Origin of the sequence: Emticicia sp. CRIBPO, from assembly GCF_009905725.1 — a bacterium.
Classification (GTDB): domain Bacteria; phylum Bacteroidota; class Bacteroidia; order Cytophagales; family Spirosomataceae; genus Leadbetterella.
On sequence record NZ_JAAAKV010000002.1, the window covers coordinates 26,015 to 38,304 of the forward strand.

At 43.1% G+C, this 12,290-nt stretch carries 11 protein-coding genes; 5 read left to right on the forward strand and 6 right to left on the reverse strand.

Annotated features, from left to right (window positions below):
* The first annotated feature begins 55 nt into the window (after positions 1-55).
* Positions 56-232, forward strand: coding sequence for a hypothetical protein (locus tag GVN16_RS04025; RefSeq protein WP_166562567.1), 177 nt, complete (start codon positions 56-58; stop codon positions 230-232).
* Between the two features lie 104 nt (positions 233-336).
* On the opposite strand, the gene GVN16_RS04030 is transcribed toward GVN16_RS04025, so the two are convergent.
* Both GVN16_RS04030 and mutS read right to left on the reverse strand, forming a co-directional pair.
* Positions 337-1,239: a histone deacetylase gene (locus GVN16_RS04030; protein WP_166562568.1), complete on the reverse strand. Its 903-nt coding sequence runs from the start codon at positions 1,237-1,239 to the stop codon at positions 337-339.
* 6 nt (positions 1,240-1,245) lie between these two features.
* Positions 1,246-3,858 (reverse strand): DNA mismatch repair protein MutS, encoded by a 2,613-nt coding sequence (gene mutS, locus GVN16_RS04035; RefSeq protein ID WP_166562569.1) that lies wholly within the window; start codon positions 3,856-3,858, stop codon positions 1,246-1,248.
* 336 nt (positions 3,859-4,194) lie between these two features.
* Here mutS and GVN16_RS04040 point away from each other — a divergent pair, with 336 nt between their 5' ends.
* From GVN16_RS04040 to mce, 4 genes are all read left to right on the forward strand, one after another.
* Entirely contained in the window at positions 4,195-5,124 is a 930-nt protein-coding gene (locus tag GVN16_RS04040) for a glycosyltransferase family 2 protein (RefSeq protein ID WP_166562570.1), read from the forward strand.
* Positions 5,125-5,140: 16 nt separating this feature from the next.
* Positions 5,141-5,662, forward strand: a complete 522-nt coding sequence (locus GVN16_RS04045; RefSeq protein WP_166562571.1) for a dTDP-4-dehydrorhamnose 3,5-epimerase family protein — start codon at positions 5,141-5,143, stop codon at positions 5,660-5,662.
* A gap of 12 nt (positions 5,663-5,674) precedes the next feature.
* Entirely contained in the window at positions 5,675-6,973 is a 1,299-nt protein-coding gene (locus GVN16_RS04050; RefSeq protein WP_166562572.1) for a lipopolysaccharide biosynthesis protein, read from the forward strand.
* Between the two features lie 212 nt (positions 6,974-7,185).
* Positions 7,186-7,596: a methylmalonyl-CoA epimerase gene (mce, locus tag GVN16_RS04055; RefSeq protein WP_166562573.1), complete on the forward strand. Its 411-nt coding sequence runs from the start codon at positions 7,186-7,188 to the stop codon at positions 7,594-7,596.
* A 17-nt stretch (positions 7,597-7,613) separates the two neighbouring features.
* Here the strand turns inward: mce and GVN16_RS04060 are convergent, their stop codons facing one another.
* From GVN16_RS04060 to GVN16_RS04075, 4 genes are all read right to left on the reverse strand, one after another.
* The gene (locus GVN16_RS04060; RefSeq protein ID WP_166562574.1) at positions 7,614-8,903 is read right to left on the reverse strand and encodes a D-arabinono-1,4-lactone oxidase; all 1,290 of its coding nucleotides are present in this window, start codon (positions 8,901-8,903) and stop codon (positions 7,614-7,616) included.
* A gap of 11 nt (positions 8,904-8,914) precedes the next feature.
* Positions 8,915-10,102, reverse strand: coding sequence for an alanine racemase (locus GVN16_RS04065; protein ID WP_166562575.1), 1,188 nt, complete (start codon positions 10,100-10,102; stop codon positions 8,915-8,917).
* Between the two features lie 109 nt (positions 10,103-10,211).
* On the reverse strand, positions 10,212-11,516 hold the full coding sequence (gene murA / locus GVN16_RS04070; RefSeq protein ID WP_166562576.1) for a UDP-N-acetylglucosamine 1-carboxyvinyltransferase: 1,305 nt from the start codon (positions 11,514-11,516) through the stop codon (positions 10,212-10,214).
* Positions 11,517-11,536: 20 nt separating this feature from the next.
* Entirely contained in the window at positions 11,537-12,265 is a 729-nt protein-coding gene (locus tag GVN16_RS04075; protein ID WP_166562577.1) for a DUF4290 domain-containing protein, read from the reverse strand.
* Positions 12,266-12,290: the final 25 nt, after the last annotated feature.

A 12,290-nucleotide genomic window follows, 5' to 3' on the forward strand; every position in this document is an offset into this window, starting at 1 on the left:
AATTTGATAATAAGCTTTAACCTGTTTTAAAATCAGGAGTTTTTAACTTTGTGATATGAAAACACAAAATAGAATCTACCGCAGCCACTGGAGCAACTACGGCCCCAAATTTGGCTTACTAGAAGAATCAGAAATCGAAAATTCTGATTGGGAGCATGTTTTAAGCCCTTATGACCTTGACTTTACAGAGGTCGAAGAGGACGATGATTTTACCTCTATTAATGAGAAGTGATCATTCAAAAGTGAAGAGGAGTACCTCCTCTGTTTAATCGAAAATATTTCCTTATTTATATATAACTACCACACCACTTACCTTCATTCCGCTCATTTTCCCGATCAGAAATACAAATCATTCGCCACCCGGTAGGTATTACAATGGGCTTCGACAATATCGGCGATTTTCGGAGAATAACCTCCTCCCATCACTGTAACAATGGGTAATCTGAAGTCCTTAGCCATCTTAAACACAAACTCATCCCTTTTCCGGCAGCCTTCCGGCGACACACTCAGTTTTCCGAGCTTATCTGTTTTCAGGATGTCCACTCCGGAAACGAAAAACAGGAAATCAGGTTGTTGCCCGGTGAGAATCCGTGGCAGATGATCATATAAGAGCGACAGATAAGCTTCATCTTCACAATGCGTCGGTAGTTCAATGTCCAGATCAGACTTTTCTTTGTGCAGCGGGTAATTGTCTTTACCATGCATGGAAAAGGTAAAAACACGGGAGTCGTTTTCAAAGATCCTGGCCGTTCCGTTGCCCTGATGAACATCCAGGTCTATCACCAGGATTTTAGCGGCCAGTTTGTTTTCAAGAAGATAATGTGAGGCCACCGCCACATCATTGAGCAGACAAAAACCCTCTCCGCTGTCAGCATAAGCATGATGCGTGCCACCGGCCACATTGAAAGCCACGCCATGTTCAAAAGCGTAATGGCAACATGTTATGGTACCCTGGGTAATGGTCAGCTCTCTTTTTACCAGTGTTTCGTTCAGGGCGAAACCGATTTTCCGTTGTGCTTTGGGGCTCAGTCTCAGATGAAGAAGATCATCCAGGTATTCGGCCGTATGAACTCCCAAAATCCACTGATGATCCACTAAACCGGGAGAAAAGAAATTGTCTTTCGTGCAGGTGCCTTCATAAATCAGTTGCTCCGGAATAAGCTCGTATTTTAACATCGGGAACCTGTGTCCTTCAGGAAGCGGATGAACATACACCGGATCAAAAGCAATTTTCAGCACAGTAATTTATTCAATCAGTCGTTTCAGTTCATTTAACTTCAGCAAGGCCTCAATAGGCGACATGGTGTTAACATCCAAAGCTTTCAGTTTGTTTTTCACTTCTTCAGCTTTAGGGTCAACAGGGTCAAAAAAGCTCAGCTGGATATTGTTTTTCGGAGCTTCCCTTATTTTTTCCTTATTGGTTTCCTTAATATGGTCTTTTTCAAGATGATGAAGGATCTCGTTAGCCCTCAGGACCACAGTTTGCGGCATACCGGCAATCTGGGCCACATGAATACCAAAACTGTGCTCACTGCCCCCTTCTTTTAGTTTTCTCAGGAAAACCACCTTACCATTCAGCTCTTTCACCGAAACATTGAAATTCCTGATCCGCTTAAAGTCTTCTGTCAGCTGGTTCAGTTCATGATAGTGGGTAGCAAAAAGTGTCCATGGCTTAAACTTAGGGTGGTTATGCAGATACTCGGCGATACTCCAGGCAATGCTGACTCCGTCATAAGTACTGGTTCCCCGGCCGATTTCGTCCATAATGACCAGACTTCTGTCGCTGAGGTTATTCAGGATTGAAGCTGTTTCGGTCATTTCCACCATAAATGTACTTTCTCCTCTCGACAGGTTATCGCTGGCTCCGACCCTGGTAAATATTTTATCGACCAGGCCGATTTCCGCCGCCGTAGCCGGCACATAGCAGCCTATCTGGGCCATGAGTACAATCAGGGCTGTCTGGCGTAGCAAAGCCGACTTACCGGCCATGTTGGGCCCGGTAATGATGATGATCTGTTGCTGCCCGTCGTCGAGGAAGAGGTCGTTAGGTACATACGTTTCACCCAGCGGCAATTGCTGCTCAATCACCGGGTGTCTGCCTTCGCTGATGTTGATGACTTTGGTTTCAGAAACAACCGGCTTGCAGTACTTGTGTTTTTTGGCCACCCTCGCAAATGATAACAGGGCATCCAGCGTGGAAATCACTCGGGCGTTCTGCTGTATCTGGGGCACAAATTCTCCGGCGGTGATCACCAGGTCATTGAAAATCCGGTATTCTATTTCAAAAATCTTGCTTTCGGCAGTAAGGATTTTCTCTTCATATATCTTCAGTTCTTCCGTAATGTATCTTTCTGCATTGACAAGCGTCTGCTTCCTGATCCACTCTACCGGCACTTTGTTCTTATGGGCATTAGATACCTCCAGGTAGTATCCGAAGACTTTATTATAGGCAATTTTCAAAGAAGGGATTCCTGTACGGTCCGCCTCCCGCTGCTGCAGGTCTATGAGATAATCTTTCCCGGAAAAAGCAATTTTATGCAATTCATCCAGGTCAGTATCTACCCCTGTGCAGATCATTCCTCCCTGGTTACTCAGGGCCGGAGCATCTTCACGAAGCTCTGCTACGATTTTCTCTGTCAGGAACTTACAATCATTCAGTTGATTGATGTATTTCTCAAAAACCCTGGCATTCAGTCCCATCTCAGCCAGCTGGGCTTTGATCGGTTCTATCTGGACCAGGGCACGTTTCAGTTGCACCAGCTCCCGTGGACTGATCCTCCTTACTGCCACTTTTGAAATAAGCCTTTCCAGGTCACCGATCGGCTTTAACAACTGCGTCAGATTCGGAATCAGGTCCTCATCACTCAGAAAAACCTCCACGGTATCCAACCGCTCCTGTATCGGGGCTTTTTCTTTCAACGGAAGCACCATCCATTTACGAAGCAGCCTCGCCCCCATTGGCGTGCTGGTAAAATCAAGAATGTCGATCAGCGGCACCCCACCTTCGTGCTGTGCAAAGACCAGTTCGAGGTTCCTGATGGTAAAACGGTCGAGCCAGACATATTTTTCTTCGTCCAGTCTGGTAATGCTTGATATGTGTCCGATCTCTTTGTGTTCGGTATCCGACAAATATTGAAGGATCACCCCGGCAGCTATTATGCCTTCACGCAGGTTTTCAACCCCAAAACCCTTCAAAGAGTTGGTTTTGAAGTGATTGATCAGCATCGGGTAGGCAAAGTCGTAGGTAAATGCCCAGTCTTCGAAAGTGAACGTATTGTATTTGTCTCCGAAAAGCTGTTCGAATTTTTGTCTGTGTCTTTTACAGAAAAGTATCTCGGCAGGGCCAAATCCCTGTATCAGTTTATCGATGTAGGCTATATTACCTTCAGTAGTCAGAAATTCTCCGGTAGAAATATCCAGAAAAGAGACCCCGATCAGGTCGTCCGAAGCAAAATGAACGGAAGCCAGGTAATTATTATGCTTGACATCCAGCACGTTATCGTTATAGGAAACGCCCGGTGTTACAAGTTCCGTTACACCTCTTTTTACAATGCCTTTGGCTTGAGAAGGATCTTCTAGCTGGTCACAAATGGCTACCCTTTGTCCGGCACGCACCAGTTTAGGCAGGTAGTTATCCAGCGAGTGATGCGGAAATCCCGCTAACTCTTCATTGGCTCCGCCATTATTTCGTTTGGTCAGTACAATTCCGAGGATTTTGGAGGCTTTGATGGCATCTTCTCCAAAGGTTTCGTAAAAGTCACCGACCCTGAACAACAACATTGCCCCCGGATATTTTATTTTGATCTGATTATATTGCTTGCTTAAAGGAGTTTCTTTCGGAGTTCCGGGTTTTGCCATGCCTGTTGCAGATAATTCTGTATGAGTATAGATTAATTAATTTTCAAAAATAGAGAAATTTGTCCTATTTTGCCTTACTCAATTTGAATATTGTTTCATTTTCATCCGTTTTAATCCGGCAATGCTAAAGAATCAGCAGGTCATCATTTTAAATCTTCCTTTAAATTCCGGATCATCAGGAAAAATCAAAATCACAGGTTCAGAAAACCGTATTCTCCAACCAGGTTCATAAATCCTGAAGAAAAGCTTAATTATGCCAAATCAATGCTGCGGACTTGATCAGGTGCCTTTTTTTTGTTATTTTCGTGACGTATTTTATATAAAAACTTTTGATTAATGACTCTTACTCCGCTTGTCTCTATCGTTATTTCAACATTTAATCGAAGTAATATTCTAAAATACACCATTGCAACCGTTCTAAAACAAACTTATCAGCATTTCGAGATCATCGTAATAGGTGATCACTGCACTGACGACACGGAAGAAGTGGTTAATTCTTTTGCAGATGACAGGATAAGTTTTTATAATCTTGAAGAAAATTTCGGTGAACAGTCTTATCCGAACAATATCGGATTTCAAAGAAGTAAAGGAGAATTGCTGGCCTGGCTAAATCACGATGATCTATGGTATCCTGAACACCTCCAGGTACTTGTGGATGAGATATCCAGGACTGATTCCGACCTGGTATATTCATGGTATTTACCGTACAATTTTCAGCAATTTAACCGGTTTTACAATCTCCCGGTGTTCAATGAGGAAAATAAACATTACCCGTTTCTGACGATACCGGCTTCAACCTGGCTTCTGAAAAGTAAATTGGTTACTGAAATCGGGCTATGGAAAAGTGCGTGGGAAATTTATAATGTCCCCTCTCAGAACTGGCTCGGCAGGGTATACAAAGCAGGTAAAAAAATAACTATTGTTAATAGGTTAACCACGATAGCGATACACTCAGGATGCCGTAAAGACTCATATTTAAACAGAGAAGAGAGTGAACATGAAGAGGTTTTTAATCAGATGTATACTGCAGAGTTCAGAGAGAGTATTTTAACAGAATTATGTACTCATATGGCTTACCGTTTTAACAGAATTTCCCTGAAACAGTATATTAAAAACATTTTCAAAATACCCCTTAATTTTCTGATCATCAAATATCAACTGAATCCGAACGCATGGTTTTCAGTATTTATTTTTAAGAAAAAAGGAGGGGCTGTTAATCATTACCGTTCAGTACGTGGGTTGCCGCATTTAAACAGAAATAACTAACTCAGAATATAGTCATATGATAAAAGATTTTAAGAGAGACCCTCAGAGCATTACTGCGGATTGGGAACCCTATAATTTTTCACCCATCAATGGTGTAGTACACAGAGAAGTGAGAAATGTAATTAAGGACAACGGCTATCTGACAGAGATGTTCAGACCTGAATGGTTTGAAAACACTGCTATCGGCCAGGTATTCAGGGTCAGCTTACAACCGGGTGCTATATCCGCCTGGCATGTTCATGAAGAGACAACAGACCGCCTTTCTATTATCCTGGGAGTTGTCAAAGTGGTTCTGTATGATGCCCGCCCAGATTCTCCTACCGCCGGGATGATAAATGAGTTCAAATTAAGTGAAAACAGACCAGGAACAATCTTTATTCCTCCGGGAGTTTGGCATGGCGTACAAAACATTCATTATCAGGGCAGTGCTATCATAAACATGGTTGACAAAGCATATAAATATGAAAATCCGGATCATTTACGTATCCCTTTCAATGACCCTCAAATACCATATACCTTTGAAAAAAGGAGCATCTAATCTCTCTGTTTATTGATCAGGCAAAGAGTATATCAGTACGGATTTTCCCTGGTAATGATCCGGGGAATTTCCTTTTTGTTCAGTCTGCTGATTATCCGGTCATTAGCACTGTCCGATATCGGTAATTATTCCTATCTGATTGGCATAGCCTCTTTTCTTGAGGTTTTGACTACTTTAGGCAGCCCCGTTTCCATCCAGACACAAAGCGGAAAAAGCAAAAACAGCAACCTGGCGGTTTCAGCCTCTGTATTGGGCATTGGCTTTTGCCTTGTCATGCTCGCAATTTTCTTTACTATCCCCCTGCGATGGATACCGGATCCGTTAAGGCAAAACACAGCTGCTTTTTTTGTACTGACTACTGTTTTAAGTAATACCGTTATAGCCGTCGCTGTGGCTTATTACCGCAGCATGCTGAACGTAAAAAATGATCACTATATATTGCTCGGCAGAGAGCTTTTGAAGTTCATTATCATTCTTTTAATCAAAATCATATTTTCACTCGACCTGAACAACATTCTGTTCATAATGAGTGCGGTAAATATCCTGACTGTTATGTTTGTTTTGTCAGATCTCGTTACAAGATCAGATAAAACCTATTTTCAGCTAAAAGAGAATATTCTGTTCCTGATCAAAAATGGCGTTCAATTAATGCTCACTTTCTTTACTTACGCTTTTCCGTTAATTTTCGTACGTTTATTTAGCTACACGCACTTTGGCAAAGAAGCAGCAGGCCTTTTAAACATCTGCATGGTTACCAACGCCGGATTCCAGCTGTATGCCGTGAGCTGGGGCATGGCCATAAAACCAGTCATAGGTAAATTAAACAACGAACAGAACTTCCCTGCCATCTCAAAATTGTGGAAAGATTACGGTAATGTTTATTTAGCCGGATGCCTTGTGTTATACATTACCTGCCTTGTTTTTTACGGCCCTGTCCTGAGCCTTTTCAAATTAGACCCAAATAATACCACGACAAAGCATTTGTACTTTATAGTTCTTTTATTTAATCTGGTCTACAGCATCGGATCTATAAATAATAGTTTTCTCCAAATGCTGAAATTAACCCGGTTTGAATTAAAAGGTCTTGCCTGGGGTCTGCTACTCTATCCTCTGGTCGTATGGTATTGTCGTGACAAAGACATCCTGACCCTTGCCTGGGCCATTGTATTACTCGAATTATTCAAACTGATTGTTCAGGAATTTGTATTTTACACAAATAATCGGTTAAAACCTCCGTATAGGCTCTTATTCCCGGCACTCATTATAATCGCGGCATCATTTTTTACATGGAAGTTTTCTATGTTATTTTAAGTTTTACATAAGAGTAAGCAACTTACAGCATGTTTAAGCACATTTTGTGGCCCTGTAATTTCACAACAAAGAATTTTACCTTATTTTGTTTTCTTATCCGCTGAATAGAATATTATATCAAATATTAAGTTTATAAACAGCGGGAACATTTTTTTATATATAAGTACCTTGAAAACCTTAAAATAAAATATTATCTCTAAATTCTCAGAGCTATGTTAAATATTGAACACATTGGTATTGCTGTAAAAGATCTGATGGCGTCTAATACGCTGTTTTCCAAACTGCTGGATTCGTTCCCTTATAAAGAGGAATATGTGGAATCGGAGGGAGTCAAAACCTTATTCTTCAAAACCGGTCAGACGAAGATCGAGCTGCTGGAATCAACCCGCTCCGACAGCCCCGTGGCCAGTTTTATCGAAAAAAGAGGCGAGGGCATACACCATATAGCTTTTGAAGTGGCTGACATCTGGGCTGAAATGGCCCGGCTGAAATCCGAAGGTTTTGTTCTACTCAGCGACGAACCCAAAAAGGGAGCAGATAATAAGCTTATTTGCTTTGTTCATCCCAAATCTGCCAACGGGGTCCTGATTGAATTATGCCAGGAGATCCAGACTCCCGAATAATTCGTTCCGAAAGGATTTCACGAGACCAGCACTTCCCGGAGATAGTCACTCAAGAAAATCCCTTCAGGATCCTGGGTTTTTCTGACTGCCTGAAAATCCTCCCATTTCGGATAAATTTTCTGAAAATCAGCAGCTTGAAGGGTATGCATTTTACCCCAATGTGGTCTACCATCATAACTTCTGCAAATGTCTTCCATCACTTTAAAGTAATGCTGATGCGGATTTCCTTTGTAAACATGGAAGGCTATATAGGCCGATTGCCGCTGATATGCCGGACTCAGCCAGATATCATCTCCTTTCACAAACCTGTTCTCGGTCGGAAAATGGACATCGAATTTCCTGTCTTTAAATACCCTGACTACTTCCTTTTTCACGTCGGCAAAAGCTTCGTAGGGTACATTGTACTCCATCTCATTAAATAACACCGTACGGGGCAAAGCATACACCTTATGGCTCCAGTTGACCTTGCTACTCGTTCCTGACAAGGCCGCGGAAAGCTTAGCCACCGAAGAACTCAGGGAAGGAATATACCGGGTAGGAAACGACACGGCATTGAATAAATGATTTTCCATCACATTATCAAACCACAAACCCAGCTTATTGTCTTTTGCCTCCTTTTCTGAAACATTGCTGTACTTGGTCTGTACGGTTTCAGTATGCGGAAACCAGTAGAACTCAAAATTCCGGGTTGTTTTATTGATCTCATCGTACCGTCCCAGTACGTCAAATAAATTTTCTTTTCCGCTCGTAAATTCGAGTTTATAAGACTCAGTCAAACGAAAAGTAAGTTCCAGAATAATCCCGAAGCTCCCCAGAGAAATCTGGGTTGCCTTGAAAATATCATGATTATCCGTTTCGCTGCAATTGACAACCTCTCCTTTTCCATTAACAAACCGTATGGCTGTGACCTGGGTGGATATATTCCCGAAGCCGATTCCTGTGCCGTGTGTGCCTGTACTGATACTCCCGGCCATCGACTGCCGGTCGATATCCCCGAGGTTTTCCTGGGCAAGTCCAAGCTGATGAGAAAGATCTCCGAATTCATAAATTTTAGTACCGGCTTTCACGGTTATTTCTCTGGCTTCTTTATTGACTGAGACAATGCCCTTATAATGATCCAGGCTGATCAGCACCTGGTCTGTCTCACATAATCTCGTAAAAGAATGCCCGCTGCCGATGATCCTTATTTTCTTTTTAAGGTCAATACAATTCCGGACAATTTTCACCAGTTCATCTTCCGAAGAAGGACTAAAAATCTGAGAGGGAGTGTACCTGACTGAGCCACTCCAGTTGCTCATCGTATGCATCTGATTATTGTTTACATAAAACTTTTACCTTCTCCGCGATAGGTTTTAAAACGATCAATGACCTTCCCTTCAGAAACGACATATAACTCATTAAACCGCTCGCATATTTCACCCGCCTTGCTGTGTCGCATGATCACAGGATCTCCCACACTTAATTTCTGCTGACCTGAATATACAAACGGAGTCTGAACTTCCCCCGCCCCTTCATTAGGAATGAGATTTACCCCTTCAGGCAGATAAGGCAAAGGCAGTTTATTAACGCCAACAGCTCCCGAGGCTACATACCCCCCACCTGCACAGGTAAAAATACCGGGCTGAGGATTCCTGGTAATATCCAGCATAAAAGCCACGGCAGGGCGGTGCTTAAACTGACGATAGGAATCAAAAAGATGGGAACTGTAAAATCCGGAGCCTACTGTCACTTCCGTCACCCAGGGCTCTTCACGGGTTGACTCCAGCGAACCTGTTCCACCACCATTGACCACTTCAATAGTAAAACCCTGCTGAGTCAGGTACTCTAAACACTCCTGACGGCGTTGCCGGACCTGCCCTACAGATATTTTTTTCAAAAACCTAATGACGCTGTTCTTCAACACTTCTCCCTGCACTTTGTCTCCCAAACCGGCAATTTGTGACTCATAACCCATGATGGCACTCAACCGGACATCTGGACAGGACTGAATATATTCTGCTATCCGTTTCAGACTTTCGAGGTTTTTCACGGAACTGCGGTATACCCCGAAATACAGAAAAGGGAACCTGCTGCTCATATCGATATCGAGGCAGATTTCGGCTGTTACATGACGTTTTGATGCTGCTTCCTGTATCAACCTTACATGGTCAACCAGATCAGCCATAAAGTAAATTTTCTTCCCTGCAGCCACATACCTGCACAGATCGTCCAGCTGACGGGTATCTACCACCGGGTAACCCAGCATAATATTATCAAAACCATGCTCCAGCAAATGAATGGTTTCGTCGCCCGTAAAAGACATCAGCCCTATAAAATGATCCTTATCCTGAAGGAGATATTTCAGCACGGCAATACTCCGCACAGACTTGGAAGCCACCCTGATCTTTTTTGAGGATGATCTTAGTAAAATATCCTTAATATTCTGATCCAGCATATCGCGGTCAAGAAATGCCAGCGGCTTGCTTTCTTTTTCAAAAATCTGCTTGTAATAAGCATATACATCCATGCAGTCAAAAAGATTGAATAGCTAAATATAGAAAATATCCTGAACGCCACAAACAAAAAAACGGGTGAAGTTTCAGCTTCACCCGTTTCATTTAAAATCTATGGAGCAGTTAAACCCTAACAATCTCCGCACCTATGGCATTAAGCCTGCCGTCGATGTTCTGGTAACCACGATCAATCTGTTCAATGTTGTCAATAATACTGGTACCGTCAGCTGATAAAGCGGCGATCAGCAACGCTACCCCCGCACGGATATCCGGCGAAGTCATGCGGATACCTCTCAGGTTATACTCACGGTTCAAACCAATCACGGTAGCCCTGTGCGGATCACAAAGAATGATCTGGGCTCCCATGTCAATCAGTTTATCAGTAAAGAACAATCTCGATTCAAACATTTTCTGATGGATCAGAACGGTTCCTTTGGCTTGTATGGCCGTCACGAGAATGATCGAGATCAAGTCAGGTGTGAAGCCGGGCCAAGGAGCATCGTAGATAGTCAGGATAGAACCGTCAATCAGTGTACTGATCTTATAATTCTCCTGGGCAGGGATGAAAATATCATCGCCCCTGAACTCCATTTCAATGCCTAATTTCCTGAATGTATCCGGTATGATACCCAATTCTCTGATCTGACAATTTTTGATCGTGATTTCCGATTTGGTCATTGCTGCCAGGCCGATAAAACTGCCGATCTCAATCATATCAGGAAGCATGGTGTGCTCACATCCGTGTAATTCCTTCACGCCTTTGATCACCAGCAGGTTTGAACCTACACCGGAGATTTTAGCCCCCATGCTGTTAAGCATTTTGCACAACTGCTGAAGATATGGCTCACAGGCCGCGTTATAAATAGTAGTTGTTCCTTCAGTAAGAACAGCGGCCATTAAAACGTTGGCGGTTCCCGTCACTGAAATCTCATCCATCCAGACATAAGTGCCTTTCATGTTTTTACCTTCGATGGTATAGAAAGCATCTTCGGGATCATACAGAAATTCGGCCCCAAGCTTCTGAAAACCCACAAAGTGAGTATCCAGCGGTCTTCTTCCGATCTTATCTCCTCCCGGACGCGGGGCTTTTCCTTTGCCGAAACGACCCAGCATCGGCCCAAGCAGCATGATGGAGCCTCTCAGCTCTGCCGCTTGTCTTTTATATCCGTCTGTTTCAAAATAGTCAAAATTGACCTGGTCTGCTTCAAAACGGTAAGAACCCTCTCCTACTTTGGTTCTTCTCACACCCATGTCCTCCAGCAGTTCCATTAACTTGTTCACATCCCTGATGTTCGGAATGTTGTTAATGGTGACAGATTCCTTAGTAAGCAATACCGCACATAATATTTGCAAGGCTTCGTTTTTAGCCCCTTGTGGAATGATCTCCCCCTGTAATTTCTTTCCTCCTGTTATTTTAAATGACGACATACTGTTCTGATGTATTTTGCTTAAGGCCTCCTGCGGTTATTATCTCTGAAACGGTTTTTATTGTTGTTGTTGCTTCCATTGCGGTTATTCCCGTTACCGTTCCTTTCCATCGGAGGTCTGCTGTTTCTTTCATTACCTCTCTCAGCCGGACGGCGTTCATTGTTCCGCTCAGGACGGGCAAAATTCTGAAACTGCTGTCTTCCGCGGTTACCGCTGCCGTCTCTCGGGCTGGCATCTTCCACCAATCCGTTGACTCTCAGATCATCAATTTCAGCCTGCAGTTTGTATCCCGAAAGCTCCAGGATCTGCTGAAGACATGAATTTGTTTCGATGGTGTCTTTGTTCCAGTTCAGGAAAAAGCTCTTCATCAGCCTTACCAGGTAGGAAACAAAAGCCTTACGCTCATCGAAGGTGTCGGCCAGCATGGCTTTCAAAACCAGCAATTCCACATTACGTCCATAAAACCTGTGTTTCAGTTTTTGCTGGTTGTAAGGAATCTGCATAGGTTTTCTACCCAAAATCTCTTTCGGAGGCGGAGGAAAGGGGCTGTCTACGATCAGGTCAAAATTGGCCATGATGTAAAGGTCGTCCCACAGTTTTTTATTATAATCCATACCATCCCTCATCTGCGGATGGATCTGACGCATAAGTTCTATTAAAATATGAGCGTGCTTTGTACGGGTCTCAATATCAGGTATACTGATAATGTGCTCGACAAGTTTTTGAACGTTACTTCCGTATTCTTTCATAAAGTACTTTCCGTTAACAGGGAAA

Bases quoted from the DNA above. Each gene is read 5' to 3' on its own strand.
- GVN16_RS04025 (WP_166562567.1), top strand. From the start codon at position 56: ATGAAAACACAAAATAGAATCTACCGCAGCCACTGGAGCAACTACGGC.
- mutS (WP_166562569.1), bottom strand. From the start codon at position 3,858: ATGGCAAAACCCGGAACTCCGAAAGAAACTCCTTTAAGCAAGCAATAT.
- GVN16_RS04040 (WP_166562570.1), top strand. From the start codon at position 4,195: ATGACTCTTACTCCGCTTGTCTCTATCGTTATTTCAACATTTAATCGA.
- GVN16_RS04045 (WP_166562571.1), top strand. From the start codon at position 5,141: ATGATAAAAGATTTTAAGAGAGACCCTCAGAGCATTACTGCGGATTGG.
- mce (WP_166562573.1), top strand. From the start codon at position 7,186: ATGTTAAATATTGAACACATTGGTATTGCTGTAAAAGATCTGATGGCG.
- GVN16_RS04060 (WP_166562574.1), bottom strand. From the start codon at position 8,903: ATGCATACGATGAGCAACTGGAGTGGCTCAGTCAGGTACACTCCCTCT.
- GVN16_RS04065 (WP_166562575.1), bottom strand. From the start codon at position 10,102: ATGGATGTATATGCTTATTACAAGCAGATTTTTGAAAAAGAAAGCAAG.
- murA (WP_166562576.1), bottom strand. From the start codon at position 11,516: ATGTCGTCATTTAAAATAACAGGAGGAAAGAAATTACAGGGGGAGATC.
- GVN16_RS04075 (WP_166562577.1), bottom strand. From the start codon at position 12,265: ATGAAAGAATACGGAAGTAACGTTCAAAAACTTGTCGAGCACATTATC.